The organism is Shinella sp. HY16 (genome assembly GCF_028534175.1).
In the GTDB taxonomy this organism is placed as follows: domain Bacteria; phylum Pseudomonadota; class Alphaproteobacteria; order Rhizobiales; family Rhizobiaceae; genus Shinella.
This window is the reverse complement of record NZ_JAHYXL010000001.1, coordinates 1,551,450-1,569,416: the sequence shown is the minus strand read 5'-3', so window position 1 is coordinate 1,569,416 and position 17,967 is coordinate 1,551,450. Positions and strand designations below refer to the sequence as shown.

General features: G+C 63.7%; 15 protein-coding genes and 1 tRNA gene. 8 read left to right on the top strand and 8 right to left on the bottom strand.

Annotated features, from left to right (window positions below; all coding sequences use genetic code 11):
* Positions 1–7: 7 nt before the first annotated feature.
* From recJ to K0P03_RS07985, 4 genes are all read right to left on the bottom strand, one after another.
* Positions 8–1,810 carry a single-stranded-DNA-specific exonuclease RecJ gene (gene recJ, locus K0P03_RS08000; RefSeq protein WP_443020573.1) on the bottom strand — a complete coding sequence of 601 codons (1,803 nt, stop codon included), beginning with the start codon at positions 1,808–1,810 and terminating at the stop codon, positions 8–10.
* A 312-nt stretch (positions 1,811–2,122) separates the two neighbouring features.
* Positions 2,123–3,445, bottom strand: coding sequence for a homoserine dehydrogenase (locus K0P03_RS07995; RefSeq protein ID WP_023511914.1), 1,323 nt, complete (start codon positions 3,443–3,445; stop codon positions 2,123–2,125).
* 58 nt (positions 3,446–3,503) lie between these two features.
* Positions 3,504–4,724: an LL-diaminopimelate aminotransferase gene (locus K0P03_RS07990; protein WP_023511915.1), complete on the bottom strand. Its 1,221-nt coding sequence runs from the start codon at positions 4,722–4,724 to the stop codon at positions 3,504–3,506.
* 174 nt (positions 4,725–4,898) lie between these two features.
* Positions 4,899–5,243, bottom strand: coding sequence for an SHOCT domain-containing protein (locus tag K0P03_RS07985; protein ID WP_023511916.1), 345 nt, complete (start codon positions 5,241–5,243; stop codon positions 4,899–4,901).
* Between the two features lie 125 nt (positions 5,244–5,368).
* Here K0P03_RS07985 and K0P03_RS07980 point away from each other — a divergent pair, with 125 nt between their 5' ends.
* The 7 genes from K0P03_RS07980 (at position 5,369) to K0P03_RS07950 (ending at position 12,931) form a co-directional block, all read left to right on the top strand.
* The gene (locus K0P03_RS07980) at positions 5,369–7,225 is read left to right on the top strand and encodes a PHA/PHB synthase family protein (protein ID WP_023511917.1); all 1,857 of its coding nucleotides are present in this window, start codon (positions 5,369–5,371) and stop codon (positions 7,223–7,225) included.
* A 13-nt stretch (positions 7,226–7,238) separates the two neighbouring features.
* A complete protein-coding gene (sfsA, locus tag K0P03_RS07975) occupies positions 7,239–7,958 on the top strand; it encodes a DNA/RNA nuclease SfsA (protein ID WP_272789322.1) in 720 nt (239 codons plus the stop codon).
* A 30-nt stretch (positions 7,959–7,988) separates the two neighbouring features.
* Positions 7,989–8,816: a type I methionyl aminopeptidase gene (gene map / locus K0P03_RS07970; protein WP_023511919.1), complete on the top strand. Its 828-nt coding sequence runs from the start codon at positions 7,989–7,991 to the stop codon at positions 8,814–8,816.
* 7 nt (positions 8,817–8,823) lie between these two features.
* Positions 8,824–9,654, top strand: coding sequence for a RadC family protein (radC, locus tag K0P03_RS07965; protein ID WP_272789321.1), 831 nt, complete (start codon positions 8,824–8,826; stop codon positions 9,652–9,654).
* 183 nt (positions 9,655–9,837) lie between these two features.
* A complete protein-coding gene (gene sthA, locus K0P03_RS07960) occupies positions 9,838–11,244 on the top strand; it encodes a Si-specific NAD(P)(+) transhydrogenase (protein ID WP_023511921.1) in 1,407 nt (468 codons plus the stop codon).
* Between the two features lie 90 nt (positions 11,245–11,334).
* Positions 11,335–12,180 carry an endonuclease/exonuclease/phosphatase family protein gene (locus K0P03_RS07955; protein WP_272789320.1) on the top strand — a complete coding sequence of 282 codons (846 nt, stop codon included), beginning with the start codon at positions 11,335–11,337 and terminating at the stop codon, positions 12,178–12,180.
* A 70-nt stretch (positions 12,181–12,250) separates the two neighbouring features.
* Positions 12,251–12,931: a DUF2268 domain-containing putative Zn-dependent protease gene (locus K0P03_RS07950; RefSeq protein ID WP_272789319.1), complete on the top strand. Its 681-nt coding sequence runs from the start codon at positions 12,251–12,253 to the stop codon at positions 12,929–12,931.
* Positions 12,932–13,001: 70 nt separating this feature from the next.
* Here the strand turns inward: K0P03_RS07950 and tig are convergent, their stop codons facing one another.
* From tig to K0P03_RS07930, 4 genes are all read right to left on the bottom strand, one after another.
* Positions 13,002–14,477, bottom strand: a complete 1,476-nt coding sequence (gene tig / locus K0P03_RS07945) for a trigger factor (RefSeq protein ID WP_023516067.1) — start codon at positions 14,475–14,477, stop codon at positions 13,002–13,004.
* Positions 14,478–14,758: 281 nt separating this feature from the next.
* Positions 14,759–14,843: transfer RNA gene (locus K0P03_RS07940), tRNA-Leu, on the bottom strand.
* Between the two features lie 126 nt (positions 14,844–14,969).
* A complete protein-coding gene (locus K0P03_RS07935; protein WP_272789318.1) occupies positions 14,970–15,560 on the bottom strand; it encodes a GDYXXLXY domain-containing protein in 591 nt (196 codons plus the stop codon).
* Positions 15,561–15,563: 3 nt separating this feature from the next.
* Positions 15,564–16,667, bottom strand: a complete 1,104-nt coding sequence (locus tag K0P03_RS07930) for a DUF2157 domain-containing protein (protein WP_272789317.1) — start codon at positions 16,665–16,667, stop codon at positions 15,564–15,566.
* A gap of 1,105 nt (positions 16,668–17,772) precedes the next feature.
* On the opposite strand from K0P03_RS07930, the gene K0P03_RS07925 reads away from it, so the two are divergent.
* The gene (locus K0P03_RS07925) at positions 17,773–17,916 is read left to right on the top strand and encodes a DUF1127 domain-containing protein (RefSeq protein WP_024270460.1); all 144 of its coding nucleotides are present in this window, start codon (positions 17,773–17,775) and stop codon (positions 17,914–17,916) included.
* Positions 17,917–17,967 lie beyond the last annotated feature (51 nt).

Sequence of the window (17,967 nt, the reverse complement as noted above, 5' to 3'; positions counted from 1 at the left end):
CGTTGTTTCAGAATGCCTTTGCGGCATCGAGAACACGGAATTGCATGCGCCGGCTGCCCTGCCAGCTGTCGGCGGAAAGCGTGCCAGCGAGATGCACCGCTTGGCCGCGGTGCTTCATCAGGAAAAGACCGAGATCGGCCTCCGCCGCGCGGAAGGCCATGGCGCCGAGGCGGCCACCATCGGGGCCTTCGAGTTCGAGACGCAGGTGATTGACGCCGACGGGCCTGATGTCGCGTACGCGGTGCGCAGGCAGCGCGAAGATCGGCTGCGGATGCCCCGAACCGAACGGGCCGGCCTGCTCCAGCTGGTCGGCAAGCGCCAGCGTCGCACCGCTTGCGCTCAACGCACCGTCGATCTTCAGCGTTTCCACGGCCACCAGATCGCGCACGATGCGCTCGGCGCGCTCCTCGAAGAAGCCGCGCAGGCGGCCGAGATTCGACCGCTCCACCGTCAGCCCCGCCGCCATGGCATGGCCGCCCCCCTTGACGAGAAGGCCCTCGTCGACGGCGGCGCGCACCATGCGGCCGAGATCGAAGCCGCTGATCGAGCGGCCGGAGCCGGTGCCTTTACCCGAGGGATCGAAGGCGATGGCGAAGGCGGGTCGGCGGAAGCGATCCTTGAGGCGCGAGGCGAGCAGGCCGACGACGCCCGGATGCCAACCCTCGCGGGCCGTCAGGATGACGGAGGCGCCTTCACCGGTGCCGTATTCTGCCTGTGCCTCGGCCTCCGCCTCGGCCAGCATGGCGGCCTCCATGGCCTGACGCTCGCGGTTGAGGTCGTCGAGCTGCTTGGCGATTCGCTCCGCCTCACCCGGTTCGTCGATCGTCAGGAGGCGGCTGCCGAGCGCCGCATCGCCGATACGCCCGCCGGCATTGATGCGCGGGCCGACGAGAAAACCGAGATGATAGGGCGTGACGGGCCCGCCGATGCCCGCCTGCTTCAGGAGCGCCGTCAGGCCGGCATTGCCGAGATGGCGTGCCGCGACGAGGCCCTTGACCACATAGGCGCGGTTGAGCCCCTTCAGCGGTACCACGTCACAGACGGTGGAGAGCGCCACGAGATCGAGCATGGCGAGCAGATCGAAGGTTTTCGCCCGCCCGTCGCCCCTTTCCCGCAGGACGCGCTGCAGGGCGACCAGGACGAGAAAGACCACGCCGGCGGCCGACAGATGCCCCTGCCCCGACAAATCGTCCTCGCGGTTCGGATTGACCAGCGCATGGGCCGACGGCAGCGCCTCGCCCACCTGGTGGTGGTCGATGACGACCACGTCGATGCCGCGCTCCTTCGCGACAGCCAGCGACTCGTGGCTGGTCGAGCCGCAGTCGACCGTGACGATAAGCTCTGCACCACGCTCGATAAGCTGGGCGATGGCATTGGGGTTGGGGCCGTAACCTTCGAAGATGCGGTCGGGAATGTAGATTTCCGCCTGCACGCCGAAATGCGCGAGGAAACGATAGAGGAGCGCCGAGGATGACGCGCCATCGACGTCGTAGTCGCCGAAGATCGCGACGCGCTGACGCTTTTCGATGGCGCGCGCCAGCCGTTCGGTAGCCGCCTCGCAGTCCATCAGGCTGTAGGGTTCGGGCATCAGGCGGCGCAGCGTCGGGTCGAGGAATTCCAGGGCGCCTTCAAAGGGCACGCCCCGCCCCGCCAGAACGCGCGCGATGAGATCCGGCAGGCCATGGCTCTGGCTCATCGCCAGCGCCCGGTTCTCGCCCGCCTGATCAAGCCGCGCCACCCAGCGCTGGCCGGTCACCGAGCGTTCGACATTCAGGAAGGCCCGGCTGACGGGATCGGCGTTTTCCAGCATGCTCATGGCGGCTCCGGCAACGAGAGCTTTTCCGCTTTTCCCCGAATCGCGAAAACGCTCTATCTCCTTGTTTTGCCGCATTTCCGGACGCAAAACCGCTTCGCACTTTTGCTGGAAATGCTCTACACTGCAGACAAAGTCGCGAAGACCTCTCCCTCAAAAGCCCCTCGTTATTCATCCTCGGGCTTGCGCCGAGGATCCGCCGTCGCGAGTGGCGCATAAATCCTCGGCCCAGGGCCGAGGATGACGAGGGCGGGTGTGGCAAGGTTCATTGATCCCTTGATACCACGCCACGCCGAAGAAACGAAAAGATCAGGTCGTCTTCGGCCGCTCGATGCGGATCACCTGCGGTTCGCCGACAAGGTACCCCTCGCCCTTGATGGAGGCGACCGCCTTGCGGACGGAATCCTCCATCGTCGCATGGGTGACGAGGATGATCGTCTTCGGGTCAGTGGTCTCGGCGCTCGCCTGGGCGCGCTGCACGATGGATTCCAGCGAGATGCCGTTCTCCGCCATGTGCTTGGCGATGCTGGCGAAGACGCCGGTGCGGTCTTCCACCGAAAGGCGGATGAAATAGCCGCCGTGGTGCTTGCGGATCTGCGCGCGCTTGTAGGGGGAGAGAGAGGCGGCCGGGCGGCCGAGCGCCGGCACGGTCTGCGCACCCGGACGGCTCTTGGCAATGTCGGCGATGTCGCCGAGCACGGCCGAGGCCGTCGCGTTGCCGCCGGCGCCGGGGCCGACCATCAGCAGTTCGCCGAGAATGTCCGATTCGATCGCAACGGCATTCGTCACGCCGTCCACCTGCGCGATGACGCTGTCGAGCGGCACCATGGTCGGGTGCACGCGCTGTTCGACGCCCGTATCCGTCTTCTGTGCGACGCCGAGCAGCTTGATGCGGTAGCCGAGGTCGGCGGCGGCACGGATGTCGTCGATGGAGATGTTGGTGATGCCTTCGAGATAGATGTCGTCGGCCGCAATCTTCGTGCCGAAGGCGAGCGTCGTGAGGATCGACAGCTTGTGCGCCGTGTCGTTGCCCTCGATGTCGAAGGCGGGATCGGCTTCGGCATAGCCGAGACGCTGGGCTTCCTTGAGGCACGCCTCGAAGGAAAGGCCTTCCTTCTCCATCTTGGTCAGGATGTAGTTGCAGGTGCCGTTCATGATGCCGTAGACGCGCGAGATCGTGTTGCCCGTCAGGGATTCACGCAGCGCCTTGATAACAGGGATGCCGCCGGCGACAGCCGCCTCGTAGTTGAGGATGGCACCGTTCTTTTCCGCGATGCCGGCGAGCTCCACGCCATGGGCGGCGAGCAGCGCCTTGTTGGCCGTCACGACATGCACGCCGCGCGAAAGCGCCGCCTTGACGGCGGCACGGGCCGGATCGCCGGAGCCGCCCATCAGTTCCACGAAGACGTCGATCCTGGCCTCGCGGGCGAGCGCGACCGGATCGTCGAACCATTCGGCTGCCGAAAGATCGACGCCGCGGTCGCGGCCCTTCGAGCGGGCGGTCACGGCGACGATCTCGATCGGCCGGCCGCACGTTGTCGTGAGCATGTCCCTGCGTTCGACGAGAATCTTCGCGAGCGAGGCACCAACGGTCCCCAAGCCCGCAATGCCGATCTTCAGGGCATCAGCCATGGTCATGTCCTAACGTTTTGGAAGAAGGCCCTCCGCAGATGCGCGGAGGGCGGATTTTTCAGCGATGGGCGTTCAGCGAGATGACGTTGTGCATCGTCTCGTCCGCCGTGGAGAGGAACTTCTTGATGTTGCGCGCCGCCTGGCGGATGCGGTGCTCGTTCTCGACCAGCGCGAGGCGGACGTAATCGTCGCCCTGCTCGCCGAAGCCGATGCCCGGCGCGACCGCGACATCCGCCTTCTCGACGAGCAGCTTGGAGAATTCCAGCGAGCCGAGGTGGCGGAACTTTTCCGGGATCTTCGCCCAGGCGAACATGGTGGCCGCCGGCGGCGGCACGTCGAAGCCGGCCTTGCCGAAGGTATCGACCATCACGTCGCGGCGGCGCTTGTAGACGTTGCGCACTTCCGCGATGTCGGCGCCGTCGCCGTTCAGCGCATGGGTCGCAGCGACCTGGATCGGCGTGAAGGCACCGTAGTCTAGGTAGGACTTCACGCGGGTCAGCGCAGCGATCAGCCGCTCGTTGCCGACGGCAAAGCCCATGCGCCAGCCGGGCATGGAGAAGGTCTTCGACATGGAGGTGAACTCCACCGTCACATCAATCGCGCCGGGCACTTCCAGAACGGACGGCGGCGGCGCGTTGTCGTCGAAGTAGATTTCCGAATAGGCAAGGTCGGAGAGCACGATGATGTCGTGCTTCTTCGCGAATGCGATGACGTCCTTGTAGAAATCGAGCGTGGCGACATGCGCCGTCGGGTTCGACGGATAGTTGATGATGAGAGCGAGCGGCTTGGGGATCGAGTGGCGCACGGCGCGCTCGAGCGGCGGGAAGAAGCTTTCGTCCGGCTCGACCGACATGGACCGGATCACGCCGCCGGCCATCAGGAAGCCGAAGGCATGGATCGGATAGGTCGGATTCGGGCAGAGGATGACGTCGCCGGGCGCGGTGATCGCCTGCGCCATGTTGGCAAAGCCTTCCTTGGAGCCGAGGGTCGCGACGACCTGCGTTTCCGGATTCAGCTTCACGCCGAAGCGACGGGCATAATAGGCGGCCTGGGCGCGGCGCAGGCCGGGAATGCCCTTGGACGAGGAATAGCGATGGGTGCGCGGGTCCTGGACCACTTCGCAAAGCTTGTCGACAATCGCCTTGGGCGTCGGCAGGTCGGGGTTTCCCATGCCAAGGTCGATGATATCGGCGCCACCCGCTCGCGCGCTTGCTTTCAAACGGTTGACCTGTTCGAAAACATACGGCGGCAGACGCCGGACCTTGTGAAACTCTTCCATCTTTAACCCCGTTAGGCACGGAGCCCCTCCGGCGGCTTTGCCGGACGGCGTAAAACTCCGTGCGAATCAAGAAATCGGATACGGACGAAAGCGTTCGAAATGAAGGCACTCCGCCCGGCCGACGACCAACTGGCCGTCATCCGCTTTGCTGCCAAACGGCAAGAAACGCAAGCGCTAATTCGTCTTCTCGATTTCGGAAAGCGTCGCCTTGCCGTGACCGTCGCGCAGCGCCTGCAACTCGGCAAGCTTGCGGCGGTATTCGGCTTCCGAAATCGCGCCCGAACGGCGACGGCTGGAGAGTGCCGTCAGGCGTGCGCTGTAGCTGGCGGCTTCCTCGTCGCTCATCTGCTGCGTCTCGGCGCTGACGATCGCCGTGATATCAGGGTAGACATCGGCCCGGTTCGCGCCGGCATTTACCGTCGCGGTCGATCCGGTCTCGCTCGAGGCACAGGAAGCGAGCGCCACCGTGGCGGCAGCCATGAGGAGAGCGGCGCGCAAGCGCCTGATTTCGAACGCCATGTGGCTGTATGCTCCTGTCGAAACGACCGGTTCCCGATAATGCCGTATGCGGCTGTCAGGCCCTTGTAATCTGTTTCGTAGAGAATGTAAAAATACAAAAGTAACAATAAAATCGGGAGGGAACCATGGCCGATGAACGCAAGGCGAATGAACGCGATGCGGCCGGAAACAAGCCCGGTTTCCAGCCCTTCGACCCCGCGACGATCGAGCCCTACATCGTCAAGGATCCCGAGGCGCTGACGGTCAACTTCGCGCGCACCGTCGAACAGCTCGGCAAGGCCGCCTCCGCGTGGCTCGCCCCGCGCGAAAGCGGCGAGAAGGTCGACACGGTTTCCGAGCCGATGGTCGACATGGTGAAGACCCTCTCCAAAGTCTCCGAATACTGGCTGACGGACCCGCGCCGCACGCTGGAGGCGCAGACGCTGCTGCTCGGCAGCTATTTCAACATCTGGTCGCGCACGCTGGGGCGCCTTTCCGGCGAAGAGCAGGATGCGGCACCCGATCCGCACGGCAAGGACAAACGCTTTGCCGATGAGGACTGGGTGAAGAACCCGTTTTTCGATTTTCTGCGCCAGGCCTATTTCGTGACCTCCGACTGGGCGGAGAAGCTCGTCGCCGATGCCGAAGGCCTCGACGAGCACACGCGCCACAAGGCGGGCTTCTATGTGAGACAGATCGCCAGCGCGATCTCGCCGACGAACTTCGTCACCACCAATCCGCAACTCTACCGCGAGACGGTCGCCTCGAACGGCGCGAACCTTGTGCGCGGCATGAAGATGCTGGCCGAAGACATCGCCGCCGGCCGCGGCGACCTGAAGCTGCGCCAGACCGACACGAGCAAGTTCGCTATCGGCCAGAACATGGCGCTGACGCCGGGCAAGGTGCTGGCGCAGAGCGACGTCTGCCAGGTCATCCAGTACGACGCAACGACGGACAGGGTGCTGAAGCGCCCGCTTCTCATCTGCCCGCCCTGGATCAACAAGTTCTACATCCTCGACCTCAACCCGGCAAAATCCTTCATCAAGTGGGCCGTGGACCAGGGTCACACGGTCTTCGTCATCTCCTGGGTGAACCCGGATGAACGGCATGCGGCCAAGGACTGGGAATCCTACGCCCGTGAGGGCGTCGGCTTCGCGCTCGACACGATCAAGCAGGCGACCGGCGAGGACGAGGTAAACGCCATCGGCTATTGCGTCGGCGGCACGCTGCTCGCGGCGACGCTCGCCCTGCACGGCCAGGAAGGCGACAAACGCATCCGCACGGCGACGCTCTTCACCACGCAGGTCGACTTCACCCATGCCGGCGACCTGAAGGTCTTCGCCGACGAGGAGCAGATCGACCTCATCGAGCGCGGTATGAAGGCGACCGGCTATCTCGACGGCTCGAAGATGGCGACCGCCTTCAACATGCTGCGTGCCTCCGAGCTGATCTGGCCGTACTTCGTCAACAACTACCTGAAGGGCCAGGATCCGATGCCCTTCGACTTGCTATACTGGAATTCAGATTCCACGCGAATGCCCGCCGCCAACCATTCGTTTTATCTGAGGAATTGTTATCTCAACAACACCCTCAGCAAGGGCGAGATGCAGCTCGCCGGCAAAAAGCTGTCGCTGAAGGACGTCAAGATCCCGATCTACAACCTCGCCACCAAGGAGGACCATATCGCGCCGGCGAAATCCGTCTTCGTCGGCAGCAAGTTCTTCGGCGGCAAGGTGACCTATGTGATGGCCGGCTCCGGCCACATCGCCGGCGTCGTCAACCCGCCAGACAAGATGAAATACCAGTACTGGACAGGCGGGCCGGTAAAGGGCGAGTTCGAGGACTGGGTGGAAAAGGCGAAGGAGGCGCCGGGCTCCTGGTGGCCGCACTGGCACGACTGGATCAAGGCGGAGGACGATCGCATGGTGCCGGCACGCAAGACCGGCGGCACCATGAACTCGATCGAGGAAGCCCCCGGCTCCTATGTGCGCGTGCGCGCCTGATCGCCGAACCGCCATGAAATTCGATCCGCCGCTCGTTTCCGGCACTCTCGTTCAGCGCTACAAGCGCTTCCTGTTCGACGCCATCCTCGATGATGGATCGGCGATAACAGGCTCCTGCCCCAACACCGGCTCGATGCGCGGCCTGACGGCGCCCCGTTCGCGCATCTGGATGTCGGAGAGCGACAGCCCGACGCGCAAGCACCGCCACCGGCTGGAACTGGTGGAGGCCGACGACACCGTCGTCGGCATCAATACAGGCCTGCCGAACCGGCTGGCGGAGGAAGCGATCCACGCCGGTCTCGTTTCCGATCTCGGCAGCTATCCCGTTCTTGAACGGGAGAAGAAATACGGCCGCAACTCACGCATCGACATCCTGCTCTCCGGGCCGGACCGGCCGCTTGCCTATGTCGAGGTGAAAAACGTGCATTTCCGTCGCACCGCCGGCCTTGCCGAATTCCCCGACACGGTGACCGAACGCGGCGCAAAACATCTCGAAGAACTCGGCGACATGGCCGAGGCCGGCTGCCGCGCGGTCATGCTTTATCTCATCCAGCGGGAGGATTGTTTGCGGTTCCGCATCTGCGCCGATCTCGACCCCGCCTATGCGGCCGGGTTCCGCCGGGCGATTTCTCGCGGCGTCGAGGCCTATGCGGTCAAATGCGCCGTTACATCCCAGCAAATCCGGCCTGTGGCATCGATCACCATGGACGAACCCGGTATGGCTGTTTTATGAACATGCGGAAAGACTAGCGAAAGTTCGACCATGGTGACCTATATCGACGCGTCCTCCGCGCCGCTGAAGAACACGGGCGTGATCCGCCTCTACGATGCAGAAGCCTTTGCCGGCATGCGCAAGGCCTGCCAGCTGACGGCGCGCTGCCTCGATGCACTCTATCCGCTGGTCAAGCCCGGAGTCGCGACCGACGCCATCGACCGCTTCGTGTTCGAATTCGGCATGGACCACGGCGCCCTGCCCGCGACGCTGAACTACCGCGGCTACACCAAGTCGAGCTGCACCTCGATCAACCACGTCGTCTGTCACGGCATTCCGAACGACAAGCCGCTGCGCGAGGGCGACGTCGTCAATATCGACGTCACCTTCATCCTCGATGGCTGGCATGGCGATTCGAGCCGCATGTATCCGGTCGGCGAGATCAAGCGCGCCGCCGAGCGCCTGCTTGAAGTGACGCATGAATGCCTGATGCGCGGCATCGCCGCCGTCAGGCCCGGGGCGCGCACCGGCGCCATCGGCGAGGCGATCCAGGCCCATGCGGAGGCCGAGCGCTGCTCGGTGGTGCGCGATTTCTGCGGCCACGGCGTCGGCCGCCTCTTCCACGATGCACCGAACATCCTGCATTACGGCCGCGCCAACGAGGGGCCGGAAATGCGGGAAGGCATGATCTTCACCATCGAGCCGATGATCAATCTCGGCCGGCCGCATGTGAAGGTGCTGTCCGACGGCTGGACGGCGGTGACACGCGACCGCTCGCTCTCCGCCCAGTACGAACACACGGTGGGCGTCACGGCCGACGGCTGCGAGATCTTCACGCTTTCGCCCGGCGGCCTCGACCGCCCCGGCCTTTCCGCCTAAGGCCGCCATGACAGGATCGCGCGGCCGAACGGACAAGACCTCCCCCGCCGAGACGGGCAACGATCCGACGACCGCCGACGATCTTTTCGACACCCTCGACGAGCGGGGCCACTTCTTCGAGCGCCCCGCCCGCACGACGCCCGCCAAGGCGATTCCCCCCGCCGAAGACAAGCACTACCACGGCCATCGCGAGCGGCTTCGCCTGCGCTTCCGCGACAGCGGCGACGGCGCGCTGGCCGATTACGAGATCCTCGAACTCCTCCTCTTTCGCCTCATCCCCCGGCGCGACACCAAACCGGTGGCAAAAGCCCTGCTCGAGCGGTTCGGCACGCTTGCCGGCGTCTTCGGCGCCACATCGGCGCTGCTGCAGGAAGTGAAGGGCATCGGCGAGGCGGTGGCACTGGATCTGAAACTCGTCTCCTCCGTCGCCCAGCGCACGCTGAAGAGCGAGATCCTCAACAAGACCGTGCTCGCCTCCTGGTCTTCGGTCATCCAATATTGCCACGCCGCCATGGCGCACGAGCCGCGCGAGCAGTTCCGCATCCTCTTCCTCGACAAGCGCAACACGCTGATCGCCGACGAAGTGCAGGGCCACGGCACGGTGGACCACACGCCGGTCTACCCCCGCGAGGTGGTGCGCCGCGCGCTGGAACTGTCGTCCACGGCGATCATCCTCGTCCATAACCACCCGTCCGGCGACCCGACGCCGTCGCGGGCGGACATCGATATGACGAAGACGATCGTGGAGACCGCCCGGCCGCTTGGTATCACGGTGCATGACCACATCATCATCGGCAAGGACGGGCATGCCAGCCTGAAGGGGCTGAGGCTGATCTGAAATCAAGGGGCGCACCCTGCGGGGAAGCGCCGAATCGCGTTACAAAACAACGAAATCGGGTGAGCGTTCCTTCATCCGATTGAAACGGTTTGCTGCCACATTCGATTGACGAAAACTTGCACGGCGAAGACAATTGCTGCATCGCAATATGATTCTTCCCGCAAAAGGCTGGGGCCATCTCACATGCAGGAATATGATCTCGTCGTCGTGGGCAGCGGCCCCGCAGGCCGCCGCGGCGCCATCCAGGCAGCCAAGCTCGGACGCAAGGTCCTTGTCATCGAACAGGGAAAACGTGTCGGCGGCGTTTCGGTGCACACCGGCACGATTCCCTCCAAGACGCTGCGCGAGACGGCGCTGAACCTCTCCGGCTGGCGCGAGCGCGGCTTCTACGGCCGCGCCTACCGCGTCAAGCAGGAGATCAGCGCGGACGACCTGCGCCGCCGCCTGCTGATCACGCTTGATCATGAGGTGGAGGTTCTGGAGCACCAGTTCGCCCGCAACCGCGTGCAGCACATCCGCGGCAAGGCGAAGTTCGTGACGGCGGATACGATGGAGATCGCCAAGGACGACGGCGAGACCATCCACGTCCAGGCCAAGAGCATCATGCTGGCCGTCGGCACGAAGCCGTACCGTCCCGAGAGCATCCCCTTCGACGGCGTCAGCGTTCTCGACAGCGACGAATTGCTCGATATCAAGGAACTGCCGCGCTCCATGGCCGTCATCGGCGCGGGCGTCATCGGCATCGAATATGCCACGATCTTCTCCGCGCTCGACACGCAGGTCACCGTCATCGACCCGAAGCCGACGATCCTCGATTTCATCGACAGGGAAATCGTCGAGGAGTTCATCCACGATCTGCGCGACCGCAACATGAAGCTCATCCTCGGCCAGAAGGCCGACAAGGTGGAAAAGCTCGACAACGGCAAGTGCGAGATCACGCTGGACAACGGCCGCCGCGTCACCTGCGACATGGTGCTCTATGCCGCCGGACGCGTCGGCGCGACCGACAGCCTCAACCTGCCGGCTGCGGGCCTGACGGCCGATTCGCGCGGCCGCCTCAGCGTGAATCCGGAAACCTTCCAGACCGACGTGCCGCATATCTACGCCGCCGGCGACGTCGTCGGCTTCCCGTCGCTCGCCTCGACCTCCATGGAACAGGGCCGCATCGCCGCCCGTGTCGCCGTCGGCGCCATCGCCAAGGAGCCGCCGAAATATTTCCCCTACGGGATCTATGCCGTGCCGGAAATCTCCACCTGCGGCCTCACCGAGGAAGAGGTGAAGGAGCGCGGCATTCCCTATGAATGCGGCATGGCCCGTTTCCGCGAGACCTCGCGCGGCCATATCATGGGCCTCAATTCCGGTCTCTTGAAGATGATCTTCTCGCTGAAGACGCGCCGCCTGCTCGGCGTTCACATCGTTGGCGAAGGCGCGACGGAGCTCGTCCATATCGGCCAGGCCGTGCTCAACCTGAAAGGCACCGTCGAGTATTTCGTCGAGAACACCTTCAACTATCCGACCCTCGCCGAAGCCTACAAGATCGCCGGCCTCGACGCCTGGAACCGCATGGGCGACCTGTCGCAGGCTGGCTGATCCTTCGCCGGCGAACAAGGCAGGTCTGACCACCGAGCGAACCGGCCTGTTGCGCCCAGAATCGCAAAAAACGCGGGAGGAGCAGCGCGCATGAAGATCCTGTCGCTGAACGTCTGGGGCGGCATGCTGCATGCGCCGCTCCTTGCCTATCTCGCGGATGTCGATGCCGACGTCTATTGCCTGCAGGAGGTACCGCGCGCCATCGCCGCGCGCTCGGCCTTTCTGACCTATCGCGACGGCGCGGTGGAGCTCCAGCAGCGCGCCAATCTCTACCGCGACATCGCCGCCGCCCTGCCCGGCCATGACGGTTTCTTCGCGCCGGCCATGCGCGGCGAGCTGATGGACGGTGCCCATCCCTGCTGGCAGGAATTCGGCCTCGCCACCTTCGTCCGGCAAGATGTCTCCGTGATCGGCCAGGCGCTCGATTTCGTGCACGGCGCGTTCTCCCCGCACGCTTTCGGCCCGCATCCGCGTCCCCGCAATGCCCACGCCTTGCGCCTCTACGACTATGCCGCGGACCGCGCGCTCACCGTTGTGCAGCTCCACGGCCTGCGGACCGTCGACGGCAAGGGCGACACGCCGGAGCGTGACGCGCAGGCCGACGCCCTGACCGCCCTTGTCCAGCGTTTGCACCGCCCGGACGAAGGCCTCGTCCTCTGTGGCGACCTCAACCTTCTGCCGGAGAGCAGGACGTTCGGGGCGCTCTCCCGCCTCGGTCTGACCGATCTCGTCACGACCCGTGGCTTCACGGACACGCGGACCTCGCACTACACGAAACCCGGCCGCTACGCCGACTACATGCTGGTGAATGCGACGGTGCCAGTCGCCGGATTTACCGTCGTCGAATCACCGGAAGTGTCGGATCACCGGGCACTGCTTCTGACGCTCGGCCAGGGCGCGTCCTCCACGCACGCGGAACGAGCGCCGCGCCACTGACAGTTTTCTCTTTCCGCGTCCCCTTCCTTCTGCAAACATTGCACCGCATGGCATGAGCGGGGAGACGGGCATGAACCTGACACTTCATTTGCTGGAGGCGGAGGGCTCTCTTTCCGCCTGGCGCGATACGCTTCGCTTACAGACGATCGACATCGGCAGACGGATAGCCGCCCGCGTGCCCGCCGATCTCTGCCGCCATCCGGTGGATATTCTCGTACAGAACTTTCCCGAGGGCACGGTCCCGGAAATGGCGATGGGTGGGTCGTGCTTCCGGCGTGGCCTCGTGACGATCAGTCTGGCACCGGACAACCCAGCCTTCGAAGCGCATGTCGCTGGCGGGGTTTTCCAGCAGATGCTGGCGCATGAGCTGCACCACGCCATGCGCTGGAACGCCTGCGGCTATGGGGAAACACTCGGCGAGGCAATCGTGTCGGAAGGATTGGCAGATGCCTTTGCCGAGATGCTGACCGGCCTTGCTCCACCGCCCTGGACCGCGGCGCTCGATCATGAGCAGCTTCCCGGCATCCTCGCCCAGGCGAACACGGAACTCGAAAATCCCTATTATGACCATGCCGAATGGTTCTTCGGGGCCGGTGCGGTGCCACGCTGGGCCGGCTACACCCTCGGCTACCGGCTGGCACGGCTTTGCCATGAGCGAGATCCCGATCAGGTGCGGTCGGGCTTCATCGATATGCCCGCTTCTGCGGTTCTTTCCGGCTGGCCGCTGCTCGCATCCATCGAGAACGCATAAAAAATCGCCCGCGGCCAGAGCCGCGGGCGACGAACAGTGTCAGATCAGGCCGTCGTGGCCCTATCCCAAATTATTCGGCGTCGCCTTCAGCGGCCTTCTTCTTGGCCGGGGCCTTCTTCTTCGGAGCGGCGTCTTCGCCTTCCGCAGCGTCGGCCTTGGCAGCAGCCTTCTTCTTCGGCGCAGCCTTCTTGGTTTCCTTTTCGGAACCCTCTTCGTCGTCTGCCATCAGCTCGTCCTTGGAGACGGTCTTGTCCGTCACCTTGATCTCGCCGAGCAGGTGATCAACGACCTTCTCTTCGAAGATCGGCGCGCGCAGCGAAGCGGCGGCGCCCGGGGTCTTCTGGAAGTATTCGAGGATCTGCTTTTCCTGGCCCGGGAACTGGCGGAGCTGCTGGTAGAGCGACTGCTGCATTTCCTCGTCGCTGACCTGGACGCCGGCCTTTTCACCGATTTCCGAGAGAACGAGGCCGAGGCGGACGCGGCGTTCGGCAAGCTTGCGGTATTCTTCGCGGGCAGCCTCTTCCGTCGTGTCTTCGTCAGCGAAGGTCTTGCCGGACTGCTGGAGGTCCGTGTTGATCTGGCGCCAGATGTTTTCAAATTCGGCTTCGACCAGACGTTCCGGCGTGTCGAACTTGTACATCTCGTCGAGCTGGTCGAGGATCTGACGCTTGACCTTCTGGCGGGTGACCGAGCCGTACTGGCTTTCGATCTGGCCGCGAACGATTTCGCGCAGCTTGTCGGCCGATTCGAGGCCGAGCGTCTTGGCGAGGTCGTCGTTGATCTCGACGTCGGCGGGAGCGGCGACATCCTTGACCTTGATGTCGAAGGTGGCTTCCTTGCCGGCGAGGTTTGCGGCCGGGTAGTCAGCCGGGAAGGTGACCGTGATGACCTTCTCTTCGCCAGCCTTCAGGCCGACGAGCTGCTCTTCGAAGCCGGGGATGAAGCGGTTGGAGCCGAGAACGAGTTCTGCGTCCTCGTCCTTGCCGCCGTCGAAGGCTTCGCCGTCGACCTTGCCGAGATAGTCGATCGTGACGCGGTCGCCATTGGCGGCCTTGCCCTTCTTGGTCTCGTAGGTGCGGGCGCTTTCGGCGATCTTGAGGATCTGCTCGTCAACCTCGGACGCGTCGACCTCGACGACTTCGCGCGTAACGGCGATGCCGGAATTGTCCTTCAGGGCGATGGCCGGGATCACTTCATAGGACAGCGTGAATTCGAAATCGGCCTGACCGGCGAGGATCTTCTCCGCTTCAGCCTGGTCTTCGGTCATCGCGATTTCCGGCTGCGTCGCAGACTTTTCGCCGCGCTCGGAAAGAATGGCCGACGGACGGTCGCGGACGATCTCGTTGACGAGTTCGGCCATGATGGACTTGCCGTACATCTTCTTGAGATGCGCGAAGGGCACCTTGCCCGGACGGAAGCCGTTGATGCGGACACGGCCCTTGGCGTCTTCAAGACGCTCGTTCATCTGAGCTTCCATGTCCTTGGCCGGGATGACGACCTTGATTTCGCGCTTCAGCCCTTCAGCGAGCGTTTCGATAACCTGCATGTTCAAACCTTCATTTCGAGTTGGCGATGCTCAAACCGGCCTGCCGGTTATGGCGAGCACCCCGCCGGTCCATTTGCCGGCAGTGGCTTTACTGAATTCGGTGGCCTTTTGGCAAGCAAAATGGCGCTCTCGACAGCGCCGCGCGCCATTTACGGCGCGCAAAGGACGCTGTCGCACTCTAGAATCTACGACACAATTCCTTAAATCGCCGCCGATTTAAGGAATTGTGTCGCTGTGCTCCACGTCACGCGGAAACCTCCTGTCTCCGCGTTTGGTGGCTCTGGTGCGGGTAGAGAGACTTGAACTCCCACGCCTTGCGGCACCAGAACCTAAATCTGGCGTGTCTACCAATTTCACCATACCCGCGTCTCAGAAACCGCTTTGCCACGGGCAGCGCAGCTGCGCACCGTGGCGCCTTCCGAGCGCGGCGTCTCTATATCACCCGTTTCCGGAGGATCAAAGGAAAAATGCGGGAGCTTCCGGGCGCTCCCATCAATAGAGCGGTTCGTCATAGATTGGCTCGCCGCGAAGGATCAGCCGGGCGATCTGCGGCGTACCGTCCGCGGAAACGCGGGCCTCCACCTCCAGCTCCTCCTGGTTGCGGGCATCCTCCAGCACTCTGCCCTCGCCCTCCGGCACATAATAGCGCTCAAGGCCATAGCTCACGAAGAGGGTGTCGGGCAGGCTGCCGTCGCCGGCGGAATAGTAATCGAAGGGCAGCGTGCGCAGGATGACGCTGCCCTCTTCCGGCGCAAGATCACCGAAGCGCGCCTCGTTCGCCGTCCACAGGCCGTCCGCGCCGGGCTTCAAGCGCACGGCGAGGCGTACACGGCCGCTCGCCTTCGGCACATCGCCGGTGACGATCGCCTTGGGGATGGTCGAGATCGGGTAGGACAGGATGACATAGTCGCCGCGCAGGAGATCACGCGGATCGACCGGCAGCGTCTTCAGCTTGATATCGGCGCCGCTGCGCAGGATCGACGCGCGGCTTTCGACCATGTAGCCGAGCACGGCCGTCTGCAGCGCGGCGGCAAGGATACCGGCGACGAGCGGCGGCACGCGGAGAAAACGGGAAAGGGTCATGGGTCAGGCCTCCGCCTTCGTTTCAGCCTTGGAAAAGCGCCGCTCCAGCGCGATCACCGCCCAGGCGATCAGCGCCACCACGAGGCCGGACACCAGGAAGAAGCCGGATGTGCCGATGATCGAGCCGATCGTTTCGGAGGCCAGATAGAGCGTCTCGGCGGCAAAGGTCGCATAGCCGAGGTAGCGCACCGCGCCGTTCTCCTTGCCCGACAGCGCAATGCCGGCAATGGCGGCCGCGAGCGTGATGATGCCGAGGAACAGGCGGTTCGCCATATTGTCGAATTCGGCATGCAGCACGAGAAGGCCGACCACCAGCACCAGATAGGAATAGAAGGCGGGTGCAGCACCGGCGCTGCGGGCAAACGCATGCAGCGGCGATTGCGGCACGGCGGCGAGGAGATAGGCGATCGCGCCGAAGCCGGCGATCGCGATGGCGGTCTCGGGCGTCTCGTATTCGCTATAGATGAAGGCAAGCCAGGCGACGAGCAGCAGATAGGCGAGATGCCGCACCCGCGCCGCGCCGGTATAGCGCACCAAGAGGATGACGATGACCGCCATCAACGGCATCAGCCAGAGCAGCACCGTCTCGTCGACATTGTAGGACGACGTCCAGTCGGCGCCGGAAACGACGAAGGCAAGGACACCGGCAATGGCCGTGACGGCACCCGAGCGGAAGAGCGCGGCAGCCACGACCGCCCCTGAGAACCAGACGAGCATCGCCTGGAACGTATCGCCGGAAAGATGATACATCTGGCCGACGAGGGCGATCGCGCCGCCGAAGGCGAGCGTGCCGAAGACAAGGAAGGCGGACGCCAGCCGCTCCGCGCCGCGGGTGATCAGCACCGCGCCGGCAATATAGGCACCCCAGATCAGCCCGACGATGCCGACGAGCCGGACGAGCCGCGGGATCGCCTCCCAGTTGGCCGCGACGAGCAGCAGCACCGCGGCCGAAACGAGCAGCGCCGCGATGATCATCAAAACCCGGCCGAGGCTGAAGGAACTGGGGCGGGAATCGTATTCCTGCAGCAGGCGCCCGGCCGTCGGGGCATCGAGCAAGCCCTGTGCCGTCCAGCGTTTGAGGTCGCGCTCCAACCTGCCCCTGTACATCCGTTCCTGCTCCGTTCGAAAATGCCTGCGGTTCGCGCCGATTCCGGCGCTGTCAACAGGAACGATACAGGGCCGCTGGAAATTCGCAATCGGAGCAAAAATCCGAAAAAAGAGCATTTATTCGACACTTCTGCCCTTGAAGGCGGGCTCGCCACCACCAAGATTAACGGGAAATAGAGAAAGGCCTGATAAAACTAGCCTCAACAGGTCGATTGGACCGGTGGTTTCGGACATGCAGTTGGCGCATATCATCCATGCTCATATTGCACTGCACAAAATCAACGGTCGAGGCTATAGTTCAGACATCGGATCAGAAGCGATCCGGCCCGCAAATCAAGGCGCCGCGTAACGTAGGGCGACAGAGGAACGGGAAAGGCGGACTGGTCGAACGCCCGGCATGATGCCGACCGACCCGAGCCCTGGAAACAGGGATCGACATAGAATTCGGAACGACGCACTCCTCCTCCCAGTGTCGTTTCGATACGATTGGCAACACTCCTCCTCCCAGTTGCCAATCACTCATAGTGACGCCCGCTGGACCTCCTCCCCCAGCGGGCGTTATTGTTTGCGCCAGACGCATGCGCAGCCGCGCCAAAGCGGCCAAACACCTCGACACGATCGACCGCTCCGCTCAAAATCCGGGCAGAAAATCCTGCTGCACGATCACAGGCATGCACCACATGCATTGGTGCCATTCCCATCCTGCGCTTCAACGCAAGGCTCGAACGGTCTATATCATTCCCATCGGTCGGGCGGCGATCTCCTCCTCCCAACGTCCCCGACAGGATTGGCGGCCCTCCCTCCTCCTCCCAGGCTGCCAATCGATATCAGCAAAGCCCGCCGGATCTCCTCCCCCGGCGGGTTTTGTTTTTTTGCACCGCACCCAACCTCTGACGCATAGCGATCTTAACCCTTGTGGCCAAAAGCCCGAAATTTGGCCAGAATTTTGCCGAAATTTCCGCTTGACATGTTCAAAACGCATAGGTGCCGTGCTGTAACAGCGCTGTTCTTTTCGGCGGCGCAGCGTATATTCCAATTCATCAGATCGGGGCGGCGCCAAGGACGAGCGGCCGCCCAGTAGGAAGCCCAAGAAAGGGGTAAGAACATGAACCTGGCACGCTCTTTCAACAACTGGCGCAAGTACCGTCAGACCGTCAACGAACTCGGCCGCATGTCGGACCGGGAACTCCGCGACCTCGGCATCGGCCGCAGCGATATTCCGTACATCGCTCGCAAGGCTGCCAACTAAGCCGAACGACCGTTAGCGGTCCTGTTTCGAACGCCCTCAGGCTTCCCGCCT